General features: G+C 62.8%; 19 protein-coding genes. 8 read left to right on the top strand and 11 right to left on the bottom strand.

Features of this window, described 5'->3' with window-relative positions; genetic code table 11:
• Nucleotides 1-30 precede the first annotated feature (30 nt).
• Entirely contained in the window at nucleotides 31-1,386 is a 1,356-nt protein-coding gene (gene radA, locus I6E58_RS03275; RefSeq protein WP_197130358.1) for a DNA repair protein RadA, read from the top strand.
• Between the two features lie 162 nt (nucleotides 1,387-1,548).
• On the opposite strand, the gene I6E58_RS03270 is transcribed toward radA, so the two are convergent.
• The 6 genes from I6E58_RS03270 to I6E58_RS03245 all read right to left on the bottom strand — a co-directional run bounded on the left by I6E58_RS03270 (nucleotide 1,549) and on the right by I6E58_RS03245 (nucleotide 8,386).
• Complete coding sequence (locus I6E58_RS03270; RefSeq protein WP_307842071.1) at nucleotides 1,549-2,637, bottom strand: DUF2510 domain-containing protein; 1,089 nt, start codon at nucleotides 2,635-2,637, stop codon at nucleotides 1,549-1,551.
• Nucleotides 2,638-2,865: 228 nt separating this feature from the next.
• Nucleotides 2,866-3,291, bottom strand: a complete 426-nt coding sequence (locus tag I6E58_RS03265) for an SseB family protein (protein WP_197130353.1) — start codon at nucleotides 3,289-3,291, stop codon at nucleotides 2,866-2,868.
• Nucleotides 3,292-3,303: 12 nt separating this feature from the next.
• Nucleotides 3,304-3,921, bottom strand: coding sequence for a hypothetical protein (locus I6E58_RS03260; RefSeq protein ID WP_231595132.1), 618 nt, complete (start codon nucleotides 3,919-3,921; stop codon nucleotides 3,304-3,306).
• Between the two features lie 26 nt (nucleotides 3,922-3,947).
• On the bottom strand, nucleotides 3,948-4,451 hold the full coding sequence (locus I6E58_RS03255; RefSeq protein WP_197130350.1) for an amino-acid N-acetyltransferase: 504 nt from the start codon (nucleotides 4,449-4,451) through the stop codon (nucleotides 3,948-3,950).
• Nucleotides 4,452-4,616: 165 nt separating this feature from the next.
• Nucleotides 4,617-7,094 (bottom strand): ATP-dependent Clp protease ATP-binding subunit, encoded by a 2,478-nt coding sequence (locus I6E58_RS03250; RefSeq protein WP_197130347.1) that lies wholly within the window; start codon nucleotides 7,092-7,094, stop codon nucleotides 4,617-4,619.
• A 167-nt stretch (nucleotides 7,095-7,261) separates the two neighbouring features.
• Nucleotides 7,262-8,386, bottom strand: coding sequence for a hypothetical protein (locus I6E58_RS03245; protein ID WP_197130344.1), 1,125 nt, complete (start codon nucleotides 8,384-8,386; stop codon nucleotides 7,262-7,264).
• 46 nt (nucleotides 8,387-8,432) lie between these two features.
• On the opposite strand from I6E58_RS03245, the gene I6E58_RS03240 reads away from it, so the two are divergent.
• The 7 genes from I6E58_RS03240 (at nucleotide 8,433) to I6E58_RS03210 (ending at nucleotide 17,074) form a co-directional block, all read left to right on the top strand.
• A complete protein-coding gene (locus I6E58_RS03240) occupies nucleotides 8,433-8,669 on the top strand; it encodes a helix-turn-helix transcriptional regulator (protein ID WP_197132793.1) in 237 nt (78 codons plus the stop codon).
• Between the two features lie 76 nt (nucleotides 8,670-8,745).
• Complete coding sequence (locus I6E58_RS03235; protein ID WP_197130341.1) at nucleotides 8,746-11,418, top strand: ABC transporter substrate-binding protein; 2,673 nt, start codon at nucleotides 8,746-8,748, stop codon at nucleotides 11,416-11,418.
• Nucleotides 11,419-11,421: 3 nt separating this feature from the next.
• Nucleotides 11,422-12,411, top strand: a complete 990-nt coding sequence (locus I6E58_RS03230) for an ABC transporter permease (protein ID WP_197130339.1) — start codon at nucleotides 11,422-11,424, stop codon at nucleotides 12,409-12,411.
• Nucleotides 12,408-13,265, top strand: coding sequence for an ABC transporter permease (locus I6E58_RS03225; protein WP_197130337.1), 858 nt, complete (start codon nucleotides 12,408-12,410; stop codon nucleotides 13,263-13,265). The genes I6E58_RS03230 and I6E58_RS03225 overlap by 4 nt, the downstream gene beginning before the upstream one ends.
• Nucleotides 13,262-14,884 carry an ABC transporter ATP-binding protein gene (locus I6E58_RS03220; RefSeq protein ID WP_197130335.1) on the top strand — a complete coding sequence of 541 codons (1,623 nt, stop codon included), beginning with the start codon at nucleotides 13,262-13,264 and terminating at the stop codon, nucleotides 14,882-14,884. The genes I6E58_RS03225 and I6E58_RS03220 overlap by 4 nt, the downstream gene beginning before the upstream one ends.
• A 42-nt stretch (nucleotides 14,885-14,926) precedes the next feature.
• Nucleotides 14,927-16,093, top strand: coding sequence for a peptidase C39 family protein (locus I6E58_RS14295; RefSeq protein ID WP_307841954.1), 1,167 nt, complete (start codon nucleotides 14,927-14,929; stop codon nucleotides 16,091-16,093).
• 24 nt (nucleotides 16,094-16,117) lie between these two features.
• Complete coding sequence (locus I6E58_RS03210; RefSeq protein ID WP_197130333.1) at nucleotides 16,118-17,074, top strand: pirin family protein; 957 nt, start codon at nucleotides 16,118-16,120, stop codon at nucleotides 17,072-17,074.
• Nucleotides 17,075-17,088: 14 nt separating this feature from the next.
• Here the strand turns inward: I6E58_RS03210 and I6E58_RS03205 are convergent, their stop codons facing one another.
• The 5 genes from I6E58_RS03205 to I6E58_RS03185 form a co-directional block, all read right to left on the bottom strand.
• A complete protein-coding gene (locus tag I6E58_RS03205; RefSeq protein ID WP_197130331.1) occupies nucleotides 17,089-19,275 on the bottom strand; it encodes an alpha-galactosidase in 2,187 nt (728 codons plus the stop codon).
• Nucleotides 19,259-20,593 carry an ABC transporter substrate-binding protein gene (locus I6E58_RS03200; protein WP_197130329.1) on the bottom strand — a complete coding sequence of 445 codons (1,335 nt, stop codon included), beginning with the start codon at nucleotides 20,591-20,593 and terminating at the stop codon, nucleotides 19,259-19,261. The genes I6E58_RS03205 and I6E58_RS03200 overlap by 17 nt, the downstream gene beginning before the upstream one ends.
• 70 nt (nucleotides 20,594-20,663) lie before the next feature.
• Nucleotides 20,664-21,542: a carbohydrate ABC transporter permease gene (locus I6E58_RS03195; RefSeq protein WP_197130328.1), complete on the bottom strand. Its 879-nt coding sequence runs from the start codon at nucleotides 21,540-21,542 to the stop codon at nucleotides 20,664-20,666.
• Nucleotides 21,542-22,474 (bottom strand): carbohydrate ABC transporter permease, encoded by a 933-nt coding sequence (locus I6E58_RS03190; protein ID WP_129072305.1) that lies wholly within the window; start codon nucleotides 22,472-22,474, stop codon nucleotides 21,542-21,544. The genes I6E58_RS03195 and I6E58_RS03190 overlap by 1 nt, the downstream gene beginning before the upstream one ends.
• Entirely contained in the window at nucleotides 22,471-24,510 is a 2,040-nt protein-coding gene (locus I6E58_RS03185; RefSeq protein WP_197130326.1) for a beta-galactosidase, read from the bottom strand. The genes I6E58_RS03190 and I6E58_RS03185 overlap by 4 nt, the downstream gene beginning before the upstream one ends.
• Nucleotides 24,511-24,726: the final 216 nt, after the last annotated feature.

Raw genomic sequence — 24,726 nt, 5'->3', positions numbered from 1 at the left:
GGTGTCAGTCGTGCCGCCTACTCTTGAACCATGGCCCGAGCTGTAAGTAATTTTCGCTGCACTGAGTGCGGCTGGACCTCCATTAAATGGGTAGGCCGCTGCGGCGAATGTCAGCAGTGGGGCACGGTGACCGACGCGGGCACTGCCACCGGCATCACGAAACGAGTCTCCACCGTCGCGGTCTCTGAGGCACGCGGCGCACGCTCGATCACCGAGATCGGGGCTGAGTCGGTCGCACACTGGCCGAGCGGCATCGCCGAGTTCGACCGCGTGCTCGGCGGCGGTGTGGTTCCCGGCGCCGCCATTCTGTTGAGTGGCGAGCCCGGCGTGGGTAAATCGACGCTACTTCTCGAGGTCGCGTCGCGCGCAGCGGCATCCGGCCAGCGCGTGCTGTACGTCACAGCCGAAGAGTCAGTCAGTCAGGTGCGGCTGCGGGCCGAGCGCACCAATGCTCTGCACCCCTCGCTCTACTTGGCGGCCGAAACTGATCTCGGCACCATCCTCGGCCAGATCGACCACGTCAAACCCCAGCTCGTCATCGTCGACTCGGTGCAGACCGTCGCCTCCGCCGCGACTGAGGGAATCGCCGGCGGGCCATCGCAAGTGCGCGAAGTCGCCTCCACCCTCATCCGTGTCAGCAAAGACCAAAACCTGCCCATTCTGCTCGTCGGTCACGTCACTAAAGACGGCAACATCGCGGGGCCCCGCCTGCTCGAACACCTGGTGGATGTCGTGCTGCAGTTCGAGGGCGATCGCCAGACCGCGCTGCGCTTTGTGCGCGCACACAAGAACCGTTTCGGCTCCACCGAAGAAGTTGGATGCTTTGAGATGACCGGCGAAGGCATCGCCGAAGTCTCCGACCCCAGTGGCCTGTTCCTCTCCCACGCACGTCAGCCCGTCAGCGGCACGTGCGTGACTATCGCCCTAGAAGGCAGACGTGCCCTCCCGGTAGAGGTTCAGGCGCTCATCGTGAAATCCCAAGCTCCCCAGCCGCGACGCGTCGTGAACGGCGTTGACGCCTCGCGCGTGGCCATGCTGCTGGCGGTGCTCGAGCGGCGCGCGGGAATTCCGCTGTCTACCTTCGACGTGTATGTCTCGACGGTGGGCGGCATCCGCGTCACTGAGCCCGGCGCCGACTTGGCGATCGCTCTCGCCATTGCCAGCGCGTACAAAGACAAAGCCTTCTCGGCCACCATGGCTGTCGTAGGCGAGATCAGCCTCGCAGGCGAAATTCGCCCCGCCTCTTCGTCGAAGCAGCGGCGCGCCGAAGCGACTCGTCTCGGGTTTGGCACCGTGATCGATTCAGAGGCTGCTCATGTTCGCGAAGCGCTGCGCCTCGCCTTCGCCGGCGCCACTGACGAGCGCGTTCAGATTCCCGAGTTCTAGGCCACCGGCCTCACTGAGCTTTCATGCAGCCCCGTGGTTCGCCGCTGCGGCTGCCGTGGTCAAGCGAAGCGGTCGCCGCGACATCGTCGCCCCGTAACGCAACAACGGCGACCCGCCTGAAGACGAGCCGCCGTTGCAGCTAAAACTGTGGAAGCCGAGCGGCTAGCCGAACAAGCTCCAAATGCCCCAGTCCTCTACGCGCCAGCTGATCCAGCCGTTTTCGCGCTGCAAGCTCACCAGAATCGAGTCGCTCTGCCCATTTGCGGGCTTCACTGCGCGACACGTAAAGGTGTCACCGATCAGCACCGGCGGTGTCGCCGGGCAGTCGAGTTCAATGTTCGCGCCGAGCGCTGACGCCTGCGCCTGAATCGAATCTTCGATCTGACCGCTAAACGTCTGCGGGATGAGCGAAATGATGAGCCCCGGAAGAATCAGCATGCCGATTACGAGAGAGACGAGAGTTGCTGACCAAGTAGCGATCGGGGCGATGCCCTTACCGGTCTCGCGCATAGTGCGGATACCGCGCATGACCAGGTAGACCGGCGCGGTCAAGAATGCCCACGCAGCATTTGCGGGGTTCTCGTGACCCCATACCTGCAGAAGCAGGTTGTCGTACGCGGCAAGGCCGAGAACCACAATGTAGGGAGCGATCCAGACAACGAGCAGCAGCGGCAGGTTCGCACCGAGCCCCGCACCCGCGATGAGGAACATGCTGGTCAGGAGTTGCACGAGCGGCAAAATGGCGATGAGCCACACTGCTGCGTTGTAAGTACGGTGTTGGCGGATCTCGCGCTCAGGCGCTGCCTCTTCTTCGGCATAGGAACTCAGCGTGGATGCGCCGGGCATAGTGTTCGCGTGAGCGGCGGCGGCCTTAGGCAGCAGCAGAGGTTCGTCGACTTCGCGCGTCTCGTCGGCCGGAGCTTCGAGTTCACGCAGTGTCATCGCCAGTAGAGGCTGAGCGCTGAGTTCATCATGAACGGGCGCCGTCTCAGGCTCCGGTTCGCTCAGAGTCTCGGTGGTCAGGAAGCCTTCGGCACCATCGCGATCGTTATCGCGCTGCGAGCGACGCGACGGGTATCCGCCGATGTCATCCTCGAAGTCGTCATCGTCATCCGCAAAGGCCAGCTTGGTCGCTGACGGCTGCACAACGATAGGGGCACGGGCGTCTGAGGTGTGCTCAGTCCACGCTTGGGCATCCCACCAACGCAACTGGGGCAAACCTAGAGGGTCTGGGTACCATCCCGCTGGCACACCGAAACTGTTGTCTTCCACGTGGAACAGAGTAACTGGCTCAGACAGGGGATAGAAAGGCCTGTTTATAACATTGATGGCGGCGCGAGTCTGGATGTAACCCTAAAGAGTGCCGAAATTAGCTGTAAATGGTCTATTTTGACCCATTTGTCCCCTGAACTGGGTCAGCGGTCGAACCAAACTAGTTCGGTCCCGAGGGAAGAAAAAAATCAGGCGTGGCGACGCCCGTCACGAAAGTGTGAGGGCATCCAGAATGTCGTCGGCCGATGCCTGCATCGCGTGGGGACCGGCCACGTCAAACCAGACGGACTCAAGCACTCCCTTATTGGTCTCCAGAAAAGCCTGGAGGTCCTCCGCGCGGTATGCCACGACTTGGTGATCTAACTCTTCAGGAAGCATCGCCACATAGGTGTCAACCGACGAGAACAGCAACAGCATGTACTTGTCAGCATCCCCGCGCCGGAAGACCCGCACTTGAGGCTCGGCAGCACCCGCCGCACTGTCGCCGTTGCCGATTTCTACCAGCATGGGAACCATCACTCGATCGTTGCGCAGTGCGAGCGCCACCGATGTGGGGTCGCCGGCTTCAAGCGCCTGCGCGAGCATGGGGGAACTAAATTCGGCGCTTTGCGCCGCAGAGGTTGAAGAAGACATGGCCTATCCGGGTTAGTTCAACAAGAACTGTTTAGTGCTTTCAGAGCTAATGTCGCCGACCGTGACCTCAAGGTGGTAGCTGGCGCCCCCCGCCGTGACGGCCGGTCGATCCGACTCACAGGTGTCGGGGGCCGAGCGGGTGCGATCCCACTCGATCGTGCTCGACTTCACCTCGACGCCTGGCTGCAGTTCGATGGTGCGCGGCTCGCCCTCCGTCTGGCAGTGCGTCGAATTCCAAATCTCGTCGTCACCGCTGGTGATCACGAACTCTTGAATGTCGCTGCCGGCCTCGATAGCGCACGGCTCCGTCATCGTGCTCGTGATAGAGAACGACAACTGGGGGTTCTGATTCTCGTCGTACGTTGTTTCATCCGTTGCGGCGTCGAGCGTGAGTTTCGCGGGATCGCAAATAACTACACCCGATGCATTCGTTGCCGCGGGAGCGCTTGAGGCAACTGCCGAAGGTTCCGCGCTGGGCGAGGTCGAGGCGGGGCCAGACGAGGCCTTGGGGCCGAACACAATCAAGAGGATGATTGCGATCACAGCAACGAGCCCTAACCCGACGATCAAGCGCCGGCGCCAATAGACGCTGCTTGACTGCGGGCCGACTGGATTCCTGAACGTCGACATACCGCAAGGCTAAGCGTCAAAGGCCTCTAAAGACGCTTCAGCATGCGCGTGTTGCCGAGGGTATTCGGTTTAACCCGCGAAAGATCAAGGAATTCGGCCACACCCTCGTCGGGAGAGAGCGCTAACTGGGCGAAAACGGTCGGATCGACAATCTCTTCCTCGACAGGCTCGAAGCCGTGGCGTTCAAAGAATGCCGTCTCGAAGGTGAGACAAAATAGGCGGTCGAGACCCAGCGTGCGCGCATCCGCCTCGATGTGATCCATCAATCCGTGCCCGACACCCTTACCGAGCCAATCGGTGTCGACGGCAAGCGTGCGCACCTCAGCCAGGTCGTGCCACATCACATGCAGGGCCCCGCATCCGATCACAGAGCCGTCGGGAGCGACGGCAACACGGAACTCTTGCACCGCCTCATAAAACACGACGAGGTCTTTGCCGAGCAGGATGCGCTCGTTTACCAGTGGTTCGATGAGGCTCTGAATGGCCGGCACGTCGTGCGTTCGTGCCGGGCGGATGCTGAAGGTGGTCACGCAGCAACGGTACCGCTGGCGGAGCGCCCAGCGTCGCACCGCGCTGCGGGTTTCTCCGACACGTTGATGCTCGCAGTGCTGCTCCCCTGCCGCACATGACGAAACGGCTGGGCAAGCACCCGAAGGTGTTGCCCAGCCGTTGTCGTCTGGAGTGAGGGCTGAGGTTTAGGCCTCGACCTCGGCCGGCTCCTTTTCGGGGAGACCGGGCTGGCGGCTCGTGACGAACACGAACTTGTTGTCAACGAAGTCAACATGAACGTGGTCACCGGCGTTGAGCTCGCCGTGAAGGATCTTCTCGCTGAGAGCGTCTTCCACTTCGTGCTGCACTGCGCGGCGAAGCGGTCGGGCACCGAGGGCGGGGTCGAACCCGACTTCGATGAGACGCTCCTTGGCGGGGGCAGTGATCTCGACGGTGAGGTCGCGATCCATCATGCGCTCAGAGAGACGCTTGATGAAGAGGTCAACGATCTGCAGCAACTCAGGCTTGTTGAGCTGCGGGAAGACGATGGTCTCGTCAACACGGTTGAGGAACTCAGGCTTGAAGTGCTTCTTGAGTTCTTCAACAACCTTGCCGCGCATGCGGTCGTAGCTCGTTGCCGAGTCACCTTCCACTTGGAAGCCCATGGGGCCAGCGGTGATGTCCTTAGTACCCAAGTTGGTGGTCATGATGATGACGGTGTTCTTGAAGTCCACCACGCGACCCTGGCCGTCGGTCAAGCGACCCTCTTCGAGGATTTGCAAGAGCGAGTTGAAGATGTCGGGGTGAGCCTTCTCGATCTCGTCGAAGAGCACAACACTGAACGGCTTGCGGCGCACCTTCTCGGTGAGCTGGCCGCCCTCTTCGAATCCTACGAATCCGGGAGGGGCACCGAACAGACGTGACACGGTGTGCTTCTCGCCATACTCACTCATATCGAGTGAGATGAGAGCGTTTTCGTCATCGAACAGGAACTCCGCGAGCGCCTTGGCGAGTTCGGTCTTTCCGACACCGGTCGGGCCGGCGAAGATGAACGAACCACTGGGGCGGTTGGGGTCCTTGAGACCAGCACGGGTGCGGCGGATGGTCTTGGAGAGAACCGAGACGGCTTCCTCTTGACCAATGACGCGCATGTGCAGTGCCTTCTCCATGAAGATAAGGCGGCTGGACTCTTCTTCGGTGAGCTTGAAGACGGGGATGCCGGTTGCTGCTGCCAGAACTTCGGCAATCAGACCTTCATCCACGATTCCGCTCGCGCCGACGTCGCCCGACTTCCACTGCTTCTCGAGGCGAAGACGCTCTCCGAGCAGCTTCTTTTCTTCGTCGCGCAGGCTAGCGGCCTTCTCGAAGTCTTGGTCTTCGATGGCGCCTTCCTTGCGTGAGCGAACATCGGCGATCTTGTCGTCGAATTCGCGCAGCTCGGGAGGTGCCGACAGGATCGACAGACGCAGGCGTGCGCCAGCCTCGTCGAGCAGGTCGATGGCCTTGTCAGGCAGGAAACGGTCGGCGACGTAACGGTCGGCGAGGTTCGCTGCGGCAACAATGGCACCGTCGGTGATGGATACCTTGTGGAACGACTCGTACTTGTCGCGCAGTCCCTTAAGGATGTTGATGGTGTGCGGCAGGTTAGGTTCGTGCACCTGCACGGACTGGAAGCGGCGCTCGAGCGCGGCATCCTTCTCAAAGTGCTTGCGGTATTCGTCGAGGGTCGTTGCACCAATGGTCTGGAGCTCGCCACGAGCCAGAAGTGGCTTGAGGATGGAGGCTGCGTCGATGGCACCTTCAGCAGCGCCGGCACCCACGAGGCTGTGGATCTCGTCGATGAAGACGATGATGTCGCCGCGGGTGCGGATCTCCTTGGTCACCTTCTTGAGGCGCTCTTCGAAGTCACCGCGGTAACGGCTACCAGCGATGAGGCTTCCGAGGTCGAGCGAGTAGAGCTGCTTGTCTTTCAGCGTCTCGGGAACGTCGCCGGCAACAATTGCGTTGGCGAGGCCTTCGACAACAGCCGTCTTACCGACACCGGGTTCACCGATGAGTACGGGGTTGTTCTTGGTGCGGCGGGAGAGGATCTGCATAACGCGTTCCATCTCCTTCTCGCGACCGATAACGGGGTCGAGCTTGCCATCGCGAGCCGCCTGAGTGAGGTTGCGGCCGAACTGGTCAAGAACCTGCGATCCCTTGTCAGGCGTAGCGTCGTTACCACCAACGGCAACAGCTTCTTTGCCCTGGAAGCTACCGAGCAGCTGGATGACCTGCTGGCGAACCTTGTTGAGGTCAGCGCCAAGCTTCACCAGAACCTGAGCGGCAACGCCTTCACCCTCGCGGATGAGACCCAACAGGATGTGCTCGGTGCCGATGTAGTTGTGACCGAGCTGCAGCGCTTCGCGCAGGCTCAGTTCAAGTACCTTCTTGGCACGCGGCGTAAAGGGGATGTGGCCGGTCGGCTGCTGCTGACCCTGGCCAATAATGTCTTGCACTTGCTCGCGCACGGAGTCGAGCGAAATACCCAAAGACTCAAGCGCCTTAGCGGCAACACCTTCACCCTCGTGGATGAGGCCCAGCAAAATGTGCTCAGTGCCGATGTAGTTGTGGTTGAGCATCTTGGCCTCTTCTTGGGCCAAAACGACTACACGACGGGCGCGGTCGGTAAATCTCTCAAACATCTCTTCACTCCTTAGATACCGCTACAGATTCGGTACCGATGTAAAGAGACTAACCAGAGAAATCGCGAAATAGTCCGCTGTTCGCCCTAGGCGTGACTGGGTACGGCCAGCGCTAAGAAACGCGTAGACCAGCTCCCGAGGTTCCGTGCGCAGGCGTGGGCTAGCGGCTAGTAGTAGTCAGGGGTGCAGAACCCCGGAGCGATGTCTTCGACCGACGCAATGCCGCTCGCCGAGAGGGCATCGAAGAGTAGTTGGTCGTCTGCGGTCTGCTCGATTGATCCATCGCAGGGAGAGACATGAAATCGAAACTCGCGCTCGAAAGAGAAGTACCGAAAGTCCAACCCGGGCAGAGTGGTGGTGCCCGCTGCAGCAGCCACAATTGCTGGCCAATCTTCCTCACGATATTCGCCGGAGAAGATCGACACATCCCGGCCCTGCACTACGGTGTCGTCATCCGTCCAGCGCACCGTCACCCCCTCCGGTGAATACTCGGGGAGGTCTTCACCGAGGTCATACCAGGAGTTTTCTTGCAGTGGAACAAACTGGCTGATCTCGTCGACGAGCTCAATAACTTCCTTCGGCGGAAGTGGACCGTTGGCACTCAGCCCAGGCAGCGACCACCCTTCGTAGCCGCCGTTACCGCCGTTGCTGCCGTTGGAGAACAAGTTGCCGTCGCTCGCCTGAAGCGGAACAATCGCAGCGATCGCGTCGTAGTTATCAATGAACTGGGTGATCGTTTCGTGCGAAGGCACTCCACCGGGCGCTGAGACTATTCGCGAATAGACCCCGTCATCGAAACCGCTGGGGAAGAGGATCATATTGAGCTCAGTGCCGGCCGCTTCCTCGATCGCTTGCCAGTAGGTGAAGTTGTTGACCACCACATCCGGATCAAGCCCGAGGGTTGCAACCCGAAAACTGCCAGCAGCATCCCCCGCTACTCGAATGGTGAATGCCGCAGGCAGCAGAGGTTCTCGGTCGTTGTCGGATGCTCGATTCATCGTTGCGGCAATGGCTCGCGTCTGTTCCGACGCAAAGCCTTCGCTCACATCCACCTGGACCATGACGGCGCTCTCCCACAGCTCGCTCGCGATCGCGGTGGCAGATACTTCACCAATGCCCGCAATCTGCCGCACGCTCGCGACGCTCTCCACGAGTAGCTCGTGTTGCGAAGGGGTGAGTTCGGCGATGGCGAGATCGCTTTCTTGGTCACCGAAAGACGTGCAGCCTCCCAGCGCCGGCGCAAGCACAGCGGCCGCCATAAGGGCGCCCATGACCCGCCGCTGGAATTTCATGATTCAAGCTTATGTTCTGTGCCCGTAATAAGCGCAGGTCGAGAGAATCCGTCCTGGGGCGTACGACAACGGCGTCACCGGCATCCACTGTCGGCTCGATGAACTGCTTGAGCAACGGGGGATGACGCTCACGCGGTTGAGCGAAATTGTGGGGGTGAGCGTCGTGAACCTGTCCATTCTCAAGAACGATCGGGCCCGCGCCATCCGCTTCTCAACGCTGTTTGCGGTGTGCGAAGCGCTTGAGTGCGAGGTCGGCGAACTCCTCGTGACCGCAGAACGCTAGCGGCAGCGATCGCTCATAGCCAAAGTTAATCATTCCGTAACGTTATGCCGGGGGTGTTTGGCCATAAGGTGTCGTTATGCAGGACGCACCGCACGAATCCGCCACCCTTGACGAACTCACGCGCGCTCTCGACCTTCACATGCTGCGCATCCTCGTTGCCATTCAAGAAACGGGCAGCGTTTCTGCGGCCGCTCGCCGGCTCGGTTTCAGCCAGCCCGCGATCACCCAGCACCTCAAGCGCAGCGAAGCCCGCCTGAACATCGCCCTCGTCGCCCGAACACCGCGCGGCATGGAACTCACCGAAGCCGGCACCCTGCTCGCCCGCCACGCTCCCCGCATCGACGCCGCTGTCACCGCTGCAGCGAGCGACCTCACCGCTCACCTCGGTCTCGACCGTGGTTCCGTTCGCCTCGCCGCGTTTCCCGCCGCCGTTGCCAGCATCATCGCGCCACTGCTCTCGCGCCTCGATCGCGAGTTTCCGGGCATCCATGTTGAATTCAGCGAAGCCGAACCGGATGCCGCCCTCACCGCGGTCGCGGACGGCCGTGCCGATATCGCCCTCGACTACCGCTATACGAGCGACCACTCGGTAGCATCCGGCTCGCACACGAGCGCCGATGGCCTTCGCTCGCGCTTCTTGCTCTCCGAAAACGTGCTCGCGATTGTTCCGCGCGCGATTGCTGACCAGCTCGGTGCCACGGCGAGCGTCAGTGCTTTGCTCCCCTTCACGTGGGTCGGTGGCCCCGCTACCTGCACCGAGCAACTCGTTGCCGTCGCGACCGGGCTGGGCGAAAAACCCACCCTGCGGCACGATGTGACAACCACCGGCGCAGCACTCGCGCTCGTGGCATCCGGAATCGGCGTGACGTTCCTGTCAGAACTTGCCATTGCCACCATTACCCTGCCCGATGGCGTCGTCGCCCTCGACCTGCAGCCCAAACTTCGTCGACGCATCTATGCGACAACGCTCGACGACTCCGCCGACACCCCCAGCATCGCCGTAGCCCTCCGGCTGCTGGCCATGCGCGAGGTGGCCCGGAAAACCAGCAGTGACCGCGCGGCACTGTCACAGCACTCGCACCTCCAACGCGCGAAATTTGCATCCTCTCCCTTTACACCTCCTGTAACGCTCACCGAAAGGCACGAACTTCGCATGAGATCGACTAACTCCACCCTGGCCAAGGGGGCTCGGGCGTCCACCGTCGCCGTTGCCGCCTCCGCCCTTCTGCTCGCTGGCTGCGCCACGTCGAGCGCTCCGACCGGCGATGGCAACATCGACACCATCACGGTTGCTCTGCCCGGATCGCTCTCGAGCCTCTATGTGGGCGCCGAGAGCGGCATCCTGAACTACTACATCGCCTCCATCACTCAAGAAGGTCTCGTCTCGATCGATGCTGACGGCGCCCTACAGCCCGGCCTCGCCGAGTCGTGGGACCAGCCGGATGACGTGACCTACGTCTACGAACTGCGCGACGACGCTCAGTTCCAAGACGGCACCCCGGTCACCGCCGACGACGTCGTGTTCAGCTTGGAGCAGGCGCGCGACGAGACCAGCTCGCCCGGCCTCTCGTACTACCTGGGTGGCGTCGACACCGTTGAGAAGACCGGCGACCTTGAAGTCACCGTCACGCTCTCCGCCCCCGACGCAGCTTTCGCCGCCAACATGAGCACCGGTGGCGCCGCCTTCATCACGTCGCAGAAGTTCTGGGAAGAGAACAACGGCGAAGTGGGCACCAGCAGCGCGCTGCTCCTGGGCTCAGGCCCCTACAAGGTCACCGAGTTCGTTCCCGACTCCCACGTGAACTTCGAACGGGTCGACACCTGGTGGGGCGACCTTCCCGAGGTCAAGAACATCAACGTGAAGTTCATTCCGGATGAGGGCACTCGCCTTCTTGCCGCCCAGTCTGGCGACATCGACGTGGCGTTCAACGTGCCGCTCGCGCAGTCGACCCAGTGGGAAGACCTCGACAACATGCGCGTCGACTACGTGAACGACCTCTCCTATGTCGGCATGTACTTCAACACCGCCCTTGAGCCGTTCAACGACCCGAAGGTGCGCGAAGCCTTCGCCCACAGTGTTGACCGCACCACGATTGTCGACAAGCTGCTGCGCGGCCACGGCGAAGTAGCCACTGCCATCGCCACTCCCGAGTCGCTCGGAAGCGTCTATAGCGCCGATGATGCTCGTGACCTACTCTCGACGATTCCGCAGTACCCGTTCGACCTCGACGCCGCTGCGGCAGCCCTCGCAGCCTCCGATCACCCGGATGGTTTCGAGACCGACATCCTGTTCCCCTCCACGGGACCGCAGCTCGGTACCGCCGCGCAGTCGCTCGCCGAGAACCTCTCCAAGATCGGCATCACGCTGAACGTTCGTGAAGTTCCCATCGAAGAATGGCTCGCGAGCCTCGAGCAAGACAGCAGCTACGGCGTCGGTCTCATGTGGTACTTCTCCACGCTGGGTGACCCTGCCGAAGTCTCGACCTACATGCTCGGCGACTACAACATCTCGAACTACGAGAACCCCGAAGTTCTCTCGCTGTTCGAGCGTGTGGGCGCCGAGACGGACCCGAGTGCCCGCATCGACCTCCTCATCGAGGCCGAAACTCTGCAGGCAGAAGACGTCATCAGCGTTCCGCTCTGGTGGGGACAATCCGCCACCGCGTTCTCGAAGGACATCGACATGGCGAGCTACAGCTCATTCGCGTTCATCTCCGCGTGGCCGACCCTGCTCACCCCCGCTGGATAATCTGTGACAACCACCCCGATTGCACGCGCATCACAAGCTCGGTCCCTGGGCCGCATGCTTGTGGTGCGCGTGCTCGGCACCCTCGCAATTCTGTTGGTGCTCTCCATCATCGTTTTCTCGATGCTGCATCTCGCCCCCGGCGACATCGTCAAGAACCTGCTCGGTAACCGAGCATCCTCGCCCGAAGCGATTGCCGCCATCCGCGCGCAATACAACCTCGATCAACCGCTGTATATGCAGTATTTGATCTGGTTGGGCAACGCCCTCACCGGTGACTTCGGGCAGTCAATCCGCCTGCAAGATTCGGTCTCGAACGTGATCGGCTCGCGCCTCGGAATCACCGCCGCGCTCAGCGGACTCGCGTTTCTGCTCGCGCTCGTCGTGGCCGTTCCCCTCGGCGTTCAGAGCGCCGTTCGTTCGGGAAGCTGGATCGACCGCTTCGCTACCGGCTTCGGCATCGTCGGCCTCAGTGCGCCCACCTTCGCCGTCGGCCTCCTCCTTCTCTATGTCTTCGCGTTCTACGTGCCCATCTTCCCGGTCTACGGCGCGGGCGATGGCGGCCTCGACACCCTTTGGCACCTTGTGCTGCCCGCCATTACTCTGGCGCTCGGGCTCGGCGCGATCATCCTCAAACTGACCCGCACGGCGATGCTGCGCGAACTCGAAACCGACTATGTAACCTTTGGTCGCGCGCGCGGCCTACCCGACCGCCAAGTGCACCTGATCGCTCTGCGCAACGCCGCCATCCCGATCGTCACCGGCGCCAGCCTCGTGCTGACGTTCCTGGTCGGCGGCACCGTTCTCGCCGAAACGACGTTCGCGCTACCCGGCCTCGGCACCCTGTTGCAGGGCTCCGTGCTGTTCAAGGACATCGCCGTCGTGCAAGCGCTCACCCTGCTGGTGGCCGTGACCATTGCGATCATCGCGCTGCTGGCCGACCTTGCCTACGTCTTCCTCGACCCCCGCATCCGCGCGAAGGAGAGTGCTCAGTGAGCAGCACCGAAGCTATCGTCTTAGCGAAACTTCCCCGCTCGCGCCGCCGGCATCCAGTGGCCGTCTGGTTGTCGCTCGCCCTGCTCGGCGTCGTCGCGTTCTTGGTGCTCTTCGGCAACCTGATTGCCCCGGATGCCACAGCCCAGTCGATCCTCGATTCCTTGCTGCCCCCGGGCAGCCCCGGTCACTTTCTCGGCACCGACGAACTCGGTCGTGACGTGCTTGCTCTGACGATCGCGGGAGCGGCATCCGCCCTCGTTGGTCCGGTGTGTGTTGCGCTCGGATCGATGCTGCTCGGTATTCTGCTCGGCACGGTGTCGGGCTACCTCCGTGGCCCGATCGACTTCATCATCGGTCGCTGGACCGACCTGCTGTTCTCTCTTCCACTGCTGCTGGCCGCGATCGTGGTCGCAGGCGTCTTCGGCGCTGGCTACTGGATGACCGTGCTGCTGCTGATTCTGCTGTTCTCGCCCTCGGACATCCGCATTGTGCGCGCCGGAGTAATGGAGCAGGCCGCGCGGCCGTTCGTGGAGGCAGCCCAAATGCTGTCGCTCTCCAAGGCGCGCATCATGTTCACGCAGGTGCTGCCGAACGTCTCGTCACTCATCATCACCAACTCGATGCTCAATGTGGCCTTCGCGCTCGTCGCCTTCTCGTCGCTGTCGTTTTTGGGCGTCGGCGTCGCTCCCGGCACCGCCGACTGGGGCCGTCAACTCACCGACGGTCGCGCGATCATGATCGACAATCCTGCTGCCGTTCTTGTGCCAGCACTGCTCATCATTGGTGTCGCCTCGGCGGCAAACCTTGTCGGCGACTGGCTCGGCCAACGCTTGACCCGGACGGGACGCTCATGACTCAGCTCAACGTGACGAACGGCGCTGCCGCCGGCACAGCCTCAACCGCCCAAGTGACCGTGACCGGTCTCTCCATCGATGGGCCGGCCGGATTCGCTGTGGAACCGTTCGACTTCTCGATCGCTCCCGGTGAAACTCTCGCCCTCATCGGCGAATCAGGTTCGGGCAAGACGCTCTCGGCCAAAGCAATCGCCGGGCTGTTGCCTGCCGGGTTCAGCGCCCGGGGCACCATCGCGCTCACGAGCACCACGATCGAACTGCCGGCCACGGATGCCGTCTGGCGGGCCACCCGCGGTCGCCGCATCTCGTTGCTGCTGCAAGATCCCTTCACGAGCCTGAGCCCCGTGCACCGCTGCGGCGCCCAAATCGCGATGACGATTCAGGCTGCGAGCGCGACTCGCCTCAGCAAGGCCGAGTGTGCCGCACTGGTCACCCAGAGTCTCGCCGAAGTGAACCTGCCCGCGGATGTCGCCCGCGCCTACCCGCACGAACTCTCCGGCGGAATGCGCCAACGGGTTGCCATCGCGGCGGCCCTCGCCACCGACCCCGAACTGCTCATCGCTGACGAGCCGACTACAGCTCTCGACGCGAGCAACCAGGGTGAGATTCTCGACCTATTGCGCGGGCTGCAAGAAAAGCGCGGCATGGCCGCCCTACTCATCTCGCACGACCTCGGCATGGTGCGCGGCAGAGCCGAACACGTGCTCGTGATGCGCCACGGCGAAATCGTAGAGCGCGGGGTCACGAGCTCCGTGCTCAATGCGCCAAGCCACCCGTACACTCGGGCGCTGATCGAAGCCGACCCCTCGCTCACCGATCGCTCAGCTCGGAACGGACGTACGGCATCCGGGGCAAGCGCCTCCACTGACCCCTCGGGCGTCGGCGACCTTGTTGTCGCGACCGACGTCACCAAGAGCTTCGGCGACAAGACCGTGCTGCACGGCGTGAGCGTCAAGGTGGGCCGCGGCGAGACCGTCGGCATTGTCGGCGAGAGCGGCTCGGGCAAAACCACGATCGCGCGGTGCATCGCCGGGCTTGAGCACGAGTCGAGCGGCGTGATCGCCTTCGACGGTGTCGCCCTAGCTCCGGGCCGCGCTTCTCGCGCACCCCAGCAGATGCAGATCGTGTTCCAGGATCCGTACTCATCGCTGAACCCGATGATCAATATCGGGCGTTCGCTGAAGTTGGCGCTGCGGGTGGCCGGGCGTCCGGCATCCGACCTCAATGGCCTGCTCAAGCTCGTGGAGTTGCCGCCCGAGTTCGCCCGCAAGCGACCCGCCGAGCTCTCGGGCGGCCAGCGTCAGCGCGTGGCGATTGCTCGCGCGCTGGCCGTGCAGCCCGAGTTGCTGATCTGCGACGAATCAGTGTCGGCGCTCGATGTCTCGGTGCAGAAACAGATTCTCGATCTGCTCGCGAAACTGCGGGTCGAGCTCGGGCTCTCGATCCTGTTCATCTCCCACGACCTCGCGGTGGTGCGCCAGCTTGCCGACCGCGTCTACGTGCTGCGTCACGGCGAGGTCGTCGAGTCCGGCGAGTGCCACGACGTGCTCACCGCCCCAACACATCCCTACACGCAGGCGCTGGTCGCAGCGTCGATTCACGAAGCACCCACTCACTGAGCTCGGCGCCACAAGCGCCCGACCTCGCCCCGAAAGGACCCCGTGGACACCTCCACTGCTGCTGACTCTGCCGCCGCACGCTCGACCAATGCGAACACGACCGACGCGAGCACAACTGAACCCGCCGCTGGCGCAACCATTGGCACTGCTCTCGTTCAGCTCACTCCAGCCGAGCTTCCCGCCCATCTCCTCGAGGCGCTCGGCGCCGAGCGTGCGGCCCAATGGCAACGCGACCGCCAGCCGTACAACCCCCGCGTGTGGATGCTCGGCTCCCCCGCCGGCAGTGCAGCAGCCCTCACCTCCGGTCGCCCCAATACCCGCTACACGAAGCTCGTTGACCTCTGGGCCGACGGCGATGCTGCCGCCCAGAGTCTTCTCGGCGAACTGATCGCGGCTTCCGCGGAGCGAGGCGACGCCGCCCTCAAATGGCAACTCCCGCTCGACGCCGAGCTGCCGGCCTTCGCTGCCAACGTCGGGTTCGCCGAACTGCGCACCCCGATCTCCTCGGCCGACGGCACGCAGGGCGTGCGCGGCTTCGTGCTGTGGCACGGCGGTTGGCCACACGAGCAGCTGCGCTACTACGGCCAAACCACGCTGTTCACGTGTGGTGCGGTTGCCGCAATGACGGCTCTCAGCCACTTAGGCCTCGAACCCTTCGCCGACACCGAAGACGAGGATGCCCGCGAGCGCGAACTCGCCTTCTGGCGTTCGGCCACCAACTTTCCAGCCTGCGAACCCCTCGGTCTCGCCGTCGCTGTTCACGATGTGATCGCGCAGTCGGCCTCCACCATCAGTCTCGAACTGCACCTCGATACGACCGAGCCGACACTCCTCGAGACCTATGAAGGCGAAGAGCGCACGTTCCGGGAGCAGCTGCAAGAGCAGTCTCGGGCCGAAGCGGCGAGCCGCGGCATCCAGCAGCACACGGCCCCGTTGTCTATTGAGCAGATCACCGAGCGTGTGGCGGGTGGCGAACTCGCGATCTTGTTGATCGAAGAAGAGCCCATGCACGATGCCTCGACTCCACACTGGGTCGTGGCGCACGCCGTGAAGGGTGACACCGTTCTACTCAATGACCCGTGGATCACGGCCGAGCAGGGCGAGACCTGGGTTGATTCCCACGATTTGCCCGTCTCGATCGCGGTGCTCGATCAGATGGTCGCGTTCGGCGACCCCACTTATCGCGGAGTTATTTTTGTGGCACGCTAGCTCTCACTGAGGTGAGGAGCCGCCGTGAGTAACACTGAGAAGAACCCGGCCGAGGTGCTGTGTGAAAACGAGGAGGGTGTCGGCGCGCAATTGCTCTCGCCGCGCGAGGTTCCTCTCGGTGGCCCGCGCGCGATGAATGTGAGGCGCACGCTGCCGCAGCGTTCGCGCTCCCTCATCGGCGGCTGGTGCTTCGTCGATCACTACGGACCCGAGATGACGCGGATGCACGTGCCGCCTCATCCGCACACCGGCTTGCAGACCGTCAGTTGGCTCTTCGCTGGCGACATCGAGCACCGCGACAGCGTCGGCAGTCTCGCCACCGTGCGGCCCGGAGAGTTGAATCTCATGACGGCCGGTCGCGGCATTTCACACTCCGAGGTGTCCCCCGCCGAGCCGACGCTGCTGCACGGCGCGCAGCTCTGGGTCGCCCTGCCGAATGCCCACCGCGACACCGCGCCCGCCTTCGAGAACTACGTGCCGACGCCGTTTGAGCATCAGGGCGCGACGGTGAGCGTCTTTATCGGCGAGCTCGCCGGCGTCTCGTCGCCCGCCCGAGTTTTCTCACCGCTTCTCGGCGCCCAGCTCGACGTGCCGGCAGGCACCAGCATCACCCTCGCTCTCAACGCCAGTTTCGAACACGGCGTACTCGTGGATGCCGGCGACGTGACCATCGCTGATGTCGAGACGCCCGAAGATCAGCTCGCGTATCTCGCTCCCGGCCTGACCGAACTCACGATCACGGCGACGACGGATGCCCGAGTCCTGCTTCTGGGAGGAGAACCGCTCGGCGAAGCCATTGTCATATGGTGGAACTTCATCGGGCGCAGTCACGACGAGATCGTGATGTTCCGCGCGCAGTGGCAGGCCGACGTGATCGAGGCAGGCAATCCCTCCGGACGCTTTGGTAGCGTCGACAATTTCAACGGGCATCCGCTGCCCGCCCCTGAATTGCCCACGATCAGGCTCAAGCCGCGCCTGTAGCAGCTCGCCGCCCGCTAGACCGCAGTCACCCGCAACACAAGCGCTTCGTCAGGGTGCAAGATCGGCAGTTGAAGACCCGCTGACCCCAGTACTGAACCCGGCAGCGTGAGTTCGCCAGCGTGCCACCAGGCCGGCGAAGTGCCCGGGTAGGTTGCCGCTGGCGCCCCCACGTCAACGGGACTGACGCGGTAGCCACGGTGCGGGTCAAGCCCGGGTAACCGTCGGGCGGTAGGGACCGCATCGGAGGGAGTGTCGAGGCGCGTCACCCAGAAGACGGCATCGGCGACCGAACCGGAGGCGTCATCCGCGACGACGCCGGTGACAATCGGTTCGTTCGCGAGGAGCTCGCCGCGCACGACGCGCCCTGTATGAATGAGGCCGCGAAGCGAACGGTACGCCGCCGCCCAGACGGGCAGTGCAGCTCGCTCTTCAGTGGTGGTCGAGGTGAGGTCCCACTCGATCCCGGAGTGCCCCATGAGCGCGGTCGCGAGTCGAAAGCCGAGTGACAGCGAACGCCCCGAAGTGTGCGCCGGCGACGAGCCAACGTGTGATCCCAGATATTCGAAGGGCACGAGCAGGTTCGTCCAGCGCATGATCGAGAACCGGTCGTGGGCATCGTTGGTGTCGGATGGCCACACTCGCTGCACTCGCTCGAGCACTCCGGCATCCACCCGCGCACCGCCCGAGGCACAGGACTCAATCTCAACGTGCGGATAACGCTCGCGCAGCTCATCCATCAGGCGATAGGTCGCGGCGACGTGCCGATGAACTGAACCACCGAGGAGGTCGCGGTTCATGTCCCACTTGAGGTAGCTGATCGCATACTCGTCGAGCAGGGCGCTGATCGCGTCGAGCACGTGCGCGAAAGCAGCAGGGTTGTCGAGGTCGAGAACAAACTGGTTGCGCCATGATTTAGGCAAAGGACGGTCTTCGTCACGCAGAATCCACTCCGGATGCGCGCGCGCAAGATCAGAGTCAAGCGACACCATCTCGGGCTCGACCCAGAGCCCGAACTGCATCCCGCTTGCGGTCACGCGATCGACAAGGGGAGAGAGCCCGTCGGGCCACGACGTGGCGTCGACAGTCCAGTCGCCGAGGGCACGCTTGTCGTCGGTGCGGTTCTTCATCCAGCCGTCATCGAGCACAAAACGTTCGACCCCGGCTTCGGCGGCAGCGTCAGAGAGCGCCGCCAACTGCTCAAAGTTGTGATCAAAGTAGACGGCTTCCCACGTGTTAAGCGTGAGCGGGCGCGGCGTCGAGGGGTGCGCGGGCAAGCTACGGAACCAGGTGTGAAAACGGTCGCTTAGTCCGTCGAGGCCGGCATCCGACCATGCGCTGTAGGCCCACGGTGTTGCGTAGGAGTCGCCACGCGCTAAGCGGATTTCGCCGGGTGCCAGCAGCTCAGCAGCACCCACAGTGCTCTGGCCGAGGGCGGAACGGTCGATCCACATGCGGGTGTCGCCACTGGTGCCGAGATGCGTTGCCCAGACCTCGCCGTGACGAAAGCCGAAGCCGGGCGAGCCGGCGACGGTGAGGTACGAGTCATCGTGGCCGCGGCGGCCGTGGCGCGACTCGCGAAGCCAGGTGCCGTAGTCGATGGCGGAGCGCTGGGGCTGCCGTTCGGCCGCCCAGATTCCGCTGAAGTCGAGTCGCTCGCGCGCTACAGGCGCGAGCGGAAGAATGGTGGCCAACAACGAGAGCTCAAAAGTCTCGGTGGCATGGTTGGTGAGCTGCGAACGGCTGCGCAGCACGCCTGCAGCGGTCAATTCGAAAGTGACGGTGAGGCGCAGCGCGACAACAGCGTCAGCGGCATCAACCAGAGTGATGTGAACAACGCCGGGCTCCGGATGCTCGATGCTCTCGGTGCGCAGTGCGGGGCGGCGTAGTCGCCCCATTCCGGCAGCAGCACCCGCAGCGGAGGCTGCGCGGTGATCGTGGCGCCCCTCAAGGCCGGGTACACCACTCCAACCCTCGGCGAGCAAGGGAACGATGCTCAGCCGGGAAGGTTCGTCGATGGAACTCGGCCCGAGAGCCCGCTCGCGTGAATCCGCGAGCGCCGCCAATTGCGTGGCGGAGAGTTCTCCGAGGTCTGCACCCCAGTGCGTGATCGACGGCACGCCCGTGCCGCGAGCATCCAGCACGAAGCTGGTGCCCGCGGCACGGAGGTGAACGATGTCGTTCGTGTTATTCGTTGACAGCAATCGCGGCAGCCTTCATGGCGTCGATTGTCTTCTGCTGACCATCGGTCAGAGCATCCGTGAGGGTGCCTGAGCCGGAGATCGCGCCGGAGAATCCGTCTGCAACGTCGGTGTAAACCTGCGTCATAGTCGGGCCCCATGTGAAGTCAGGGTTGACTTCAGCGCCGGCAGCAGCGAACACGTCGTAAATGTTCTGTCCACCGAAGAAGTCAAGACCTTCGGAGAATGCTGGCAGGTTGCCACCCGTCTTTGTCGCCGGGTAGATGTTTGCCGTCTTGTTCATGCTGGCAAGTGCCTCAGGGTCGGTGTTCAACCAGAGTGCGAACTGTGCAGCTTCGTAGGGGTGTTCGCTTCCCTTGAGAACTGCTGTGCTCGATCCGCCCCAGTTACCGGCGGCGGAGTCGCCTTCGTTCCACTGCGGCATCGGTGCGACTGCCCAGTTGCCTGCGGTGTCAGGTGCGCCACTCGTGATGGAGTTTGCACCCCACACTGCGGAGACCCAGCTCCAGACCTCACCAGAGTTGTAGCCGTTGTTCCACTCATCGGTCCACGCCGGAAGCGTAGCGACGAGGTCGTCGTCAAGCAGGCCCTGCCAGTAGTCAGCTACCTTGATCGACTCGGGCGAGTCGAGGGTTACGTCCCACGCTTCGCCATCGTTCTTGAACCATTGGCCGTCAGCCTGCCATACAAGACCGGCGAAGGCGTTGATGTCGCTCTGCGAGAAGTTGGTGATGTAGCCACCCTCTTCACGGATTTGCTTTGCTGCCTCAGCGTATTCGTCCCAGGTCGTCGGGATGGCGATGCCGGCCTTTTCGAACAGGTCAGCACGGTAGAACAGTGCCTCGGGGCCAGTGTCCTGCGGCACTGCGTACACAGCGTCGTCTTCACCAAACGTGACCTGGCTCCAGGTCCAGTCGATGAACTGGTCCTGAGCATCCATAACTCCGGCACAGTCGGCGATGTTAACAACGCCGTCCTGAACGCGGAAGTTCGGCAGGGCGTCGTACTCAATCTGGCCGAGGTCGGGCGCGTTGCCGGCCTCGATCTGGTTGAAGAAGTTCTTGTACGTTCCACCAAGACCGTTAGGACCGGTCTGAACCTTGACCTGGATGTCGGGGTTCTTTTCGTTCCAGATTGCTGCGGCGTCTTCCATGCCGGGCAGCCACGTCGTGAAGTCGAGTGTTACGGGACCGTCTGACGGGGTGCAGGCGCCAGCGGCGTCAGTGCCGCCATCTGTGCCGGCGCCGGTTGAGCATGCTGAGAGTGCGAGCGCGGAGACGAGCACCAATGCTCCTCCAGCGCGAGCTATGCGATTAGCCATGCGATTACCTTCCTTGATTGTGATTGTGGTGCGGGATTCCCTCGGGGCAAGCCGAGTGGTCGAGAGGCGACTATTTGAGTGCGCCGGTTCCTAGCCCACTGCGCCAGAAGCGCTGCAGGCTGAGGAAAGCAATGATGAGCGGGATGATCGACAGCAGTGCGCCGATGATCACGTAGGCCCGAATTTCGGGGATCTGGTTGACCTGGCTGTTCCAGATGTACAGACCGAGGGTCACTGGGAATAGCTTCTCGTCGCGCAGCATGATGAGCGGCAAGAAGAAGTTGTTCCAAATGGTGACGAACTGGAAAAGGAAGATCGTGACCATCGCCGGGGTCATGAGTCGGGTTGCAACCGTGAAGAAGGTACGCACCTCACCTGAACCGTCGATGCGGGCAGCCTCGACGAGCTCATCCGGAACACTCGAGGTCGCGTAGATCCGAGCGAGATAGACACCAAACGGGCTCACGATGCTCGGCAGGAACACCGACCAGAAGGTGTTGGTCGCGCCGACCTGGCTGAAGACCAGGAACAACGGAAGGGCCAACGCCGTAGCCGGAACGAGCACGCCACCGAGCACAACGTTGAAGAGAGTTTCGCGACCGCGGAAATCATACTTCGCGAGGGCATAACCCATCATCGTCGCGAAAAGCGTAGCGACGGCGGCGCCAGCTCCCGCGTAAAGAATGCTGTTGAGCATCCAGCGGAAGAAAAGACCGTCGCGGTACGTGGCCAGGTTGCCGATGTTTTCGAACAGGTTGAAGTCGGCGAACCAGAGCGGTGCGCTCGTCGTAAAGTCGCTGCGATCCTTCGTCGCCGCCACGAACAACCACCAGATCGGAACCAGGAAGTAGAACGTGCAGATGGCCATGACGAGCATGGCACCGGAGCGAGAGAACAGGCTTTCGCGAGGGCCGTGGTGCTTCTTTGCGGCAGTCTTCGTGGCACTCATCAGTCAGCCTTTCGCTGGGTGAACTTGAGCACGGTGAACGAGAGCGCGAAGGTGAAGAGCGCCAGCACGACCGAGAAAGCGGCGGCCAGGTTCACGTTCGGCACCGACGCTGTCGAGTAAATGAGCAAGTTGGGGGTGAAGGTGCTGGTCACTGCCGACGTGAAGCTCTTGAAGACTTGAGGCTCAGCGAGCAATTGCAGCGTTCCGATAATCGAGAAAATAGCGGTGAGCGTGATGGCGGGGGTGATCAACGGAATCTTGATCGACCACGCGATGCGCGCCTGCGATGCTCCGTCGAGACGAGCAGCCTCGTAGATCTCGCTCGGGATAGCCAGCAGCGCCGAGTAAATGATGATCATGTTGTAGCCCACGAATACCCAGGTGACCACGTTGGCGATCGACCACAGCACGAGATCGGCACCCAAGAAGTTGATCTCCTTGGTGATCGCGGTGAACGGCGACAGGTTCGGTGAGTACAGGAAGCCCCACATGACCGCCGCGATAACACCCGGGACCGCATACGGCGCGAAGAAAGCGAGACGGAAGAAGCGCTTGCCCTTCACGAGCGGCGAGTCAAGCAACAACGCCAAGAGCAAAGCGAGCCCAAGCATCACCGGCACTTGCACGACACCAAAGCTGAGAACCCGAAGAATGGATGACCAGAAAGCCTCATCCTGGAAGACGCGCGCGTACTGCACGAAGCCGCCGAAGACCTCCGTTGGCTTGCCAAACGTGCCTTCTCGTTCGACCGTCAGCAGCGACTGATAGATCGCCACCAGAATCGGCACAATGTAGAACAGCGCGAAGAGAATCGAGAACGGCGCGATGAAGAACATCACCGCTCCCCGGTTGTTCGTGGCCTTGGTGGCACGGCGAACCTTCTTCGTCACCGCCTTCGGGGGTGTAGCGGGCTTAGCAATGTTCGAAGTCATCGCGTTGCTCCTTCTTCGACAGTCAGGCGGATGACGCGAACGCCACCAGCAGGAACAGTCACTGAACCGGTGACTGTAGTTTCCGTCAACAATTCTGCGCCGTCGGCGGGGAAAGAAATCTCATGCGCGCTGTGATTGATCACGAAGCGGAAACGATCTGTCTCGTTCGACCGCGTCACGACCTCAACGCCCTCCGGCAATTCGAGAGCATCGACTCCGGCTTCGTTGAGCGCACGACCCATCAGGTCAGCGAAACTGGCGGCGTCGAGCGCGGTAGCCACGTACCACGCGGCTCCCGAACCGAAGCGGTTGCGAGTGATGGCCGGCCCACCGGGCATCGGGCCGTTCGCGAACTCGGCCACGACATCCGCCGTGGTCGGGCGCACGTGTTCGGCCCAGATGCTGGCTTGGCCACCATCGTTGAGCAGCAGACGAGTTTCGGGCTTCACGGGCATGAACTCTTCGGTCCACACCCCCAGCATGTCGCTGAAGGCACCGGGAGGGGTCTCTCCCGTGGAATCGAGGCGGATGCCGTCTGTCTCGTCAACGATGCCGGAGAAGAAAGTGACAACGGCGTTGCCTCCGCCCGCAACGAAATTGCTGATGACGGCCGCGCTCGCGTCATCCACGAGGTAGAGGCTAGGAACAATGACGAGCTTGTAGTCGTCGAGCGAGGCGCCGGGAGCGACGATGTCGACCGTGACCCCGTTGGCACTCGCGGCGGCATAGGCGGCGTGAACCTGTTCGAGGTAGCGCACGGCCGACGACGGCTGGGAGTCACCTTCGGCTGCCCACCAGGATTCCCAGCTGAAGACGAGAGCGACGGACGCCTCGACCCGGGTGCCCGCGAGAGGCTCGAGGGAGTGGAGTTTCACACCCAGGTCGAGGGTCTCTCGCCACACAGCAGTGTCAGTACCGGCGTGAGGAAGCAGGGCCGAATGGAACTTCTCGGCACCCTGTCGCGACGCGCGCCACTGGAAGAAGCAGATCGTGTCTGCACCCCGAGCAACGTGCGTCAACGAGTTGCGAAGCATTTCACCCGGCTGCTTGGCCAGGTTGTGGGGCTGCCAGCTGACGGCGCTGCTGGCCTGCTCCATGAGCACCCACGGCGCACCCTGTGCGAGACCGCGTGTGAGGTCGGCTGCGAACGACAATTCGCTGTTCGGATGCGGCAGGCGGTGATCGAGGTAGTGATCGTTGGCGATGACATCCATTTCGCTCGCCCACTGCCAATAGTTCTGGCTGCGAATGTGGGCGGTGACCATGAAGTTCGTCGTGACCGGGATCGGGCTGACCTTGCGCAGCAGTTCTGCTTCGGCGCGGTAGTAGCCGAGAAGTTCGTCGGAGCTGAAGCGGTTGAAGTCGAGGCGCTGCGCCGGGTTGGCCGAGGAGAGTGTGGCGCGGGGCGGCAGAATTTCGTTCCACTCGCTGTAGCGCTGGCTCCAGAAAGTAGTACCCCAGGCGGCGTTGAGGGCATCGACCGTGCCGTAGCGCGCTTCGAGCCAGACGCGGAAGGCGGCAGCCGAGGTGTCGCAGTAGCAGTGCGCGTTGTGGCATCCAAGTTCGTTGGACACGTGCCACAGCGCGAGGGCGGGGTGCTCGCTGTAGCGCTCGGCGACTGTAGCGACAAGGCCGAGAGCCGCAGTACGGAACTCGGGCGAGCTCGGGCACCACCCTTGGCGACCGCCCTGCCAGCGACGGGTGCCGTCGGCGGCAGTGGGAAGAATGTCGGGGTGCGCGGTGGTAAGCCAGGCGGGCGGCGATGAGGTGCCGGTGCCAAGGTTCACGCGGATGCCGGCAGAGTGCAACAGATCCATGATGGCGTCGAGACGATCGAAGGCGTACTGCCCCGCTCGCGGCTCGATCTCGGCCCAGCCGAAGATGTTGATGGCGACGAGGGTGACCCCGGCCTCACGCATGAGGGCGACATCCTGCTGCCACACATCCTCTGACCACTGCTCGGGGTTGTAGTCACAACCGAGAACGAGGGAATCGGGTGACCAGCTCGCGACGCGATCTGCGCGGGGTGTGGTCACGCGTGCCTCCTTTGGCAATGGATGGGGCTGTCGAGCAGCAATTCTGCCCGCCTACGTCCCGTTTCTGTGAACGTGCACAGATCGTGGTCGACAAAAACCTCGGGAGGTTTCTGGGAGCGTTCACACACTAAGCGAGCTTGTTTGGTCGTGTCAAGTATCCGGCGTGTCTGTGAACGCGCACAGCCCCACAAACGCGGGGACGTGCGCGGCCAAGGA

This window comes from Salinibacterium sp. SWN1162, from assembly GCF_015864675.1.
In the GTDB taxonomy this organism is placed as follows: Bacteria; Actinomycetota; Actinomycetes; order Actinomycetales; family Microbacteriaceae; genus Rhodoglobus.
This window is presented reverse-complemented; position numbering and strand designations above follow the sequence as displayed.

Excerpts from the sequence above, each read along its gene's own strand:
- radA (WP_197130358.1), top strand. The coding sequence starts at position 31 with ATGGCCCGAGCTGTAAGTAATTTTCGCTGCACTGAGTGCGGCTGGACC.
- I6E58_RS03265 (WP_197130353.1), bottom strand. The coding sequence starts at position 3,291 with ATGTCTTCTTCAACCTCTGCGGCGCAAAGCGCCGAATTTAGTTCCCCC.
- I6E58_RS03260 (WP_231595132.1), bottom strand. The coding sequence starts at position 3,921 with ATGTCGACGTTCAGGAATCCAGTCGGCCCGCAGTCAAGCAGCGTCTAT.
- I6E58_RS03250 (WP_197130347.1), bottom strand. The coding sequence starts at position 7,094 with ATGTTTGAGAGATTTACCGACCGCGCCCGTCGTGTAGTCGTTTTGGCC.
- I6E58_RS03245 (WP_197130344.1), bottom strand. The coding sequence starts at position 8,386 with ATGAAATTCCAGCGGCGGGTCATGGGCGCCCTTATGGCGGCCGCTGTG.
- I6E58_RS03235 (WP_197130341.1), top strand. The coding sequence starts at position 8,746 with ATGCAGGACGCACCGCACGAATCCGCCACCCTTGACGAACTCACGCGC.
- I6E58_RS03220 (WP_197130335.1), top strand. The coding sequence starts at position 13,262 with ATGACTCAGCTCAACGTGACGAACGGCGCTGCCGCCGGCACAGCCTCA.
- I6E58_RS03200 (WP_197130329.1), bottom strand. The coding sequence starts at position 20,593 with ATGGCTAATCGCATAGCTCGCGCTGGAGGAGCATTGGTGCTCGTCTCC.
- I6E58_RS03195 (WP_197130328.1), bottom strand. The coding sequence starts at position 21,542 with ATGAGTGCCACGAAGACTGCCGCAAAGAAGCACCACGGCCCTCGCGAA.
- I6E58_RS03190 (WP_129072305.1), bottom strand. The coding sequence starts at position 22,474 with ATGACTTCGAACATTGCTAAGCCCGCTACACCCCCGAAGGCGGTGACG.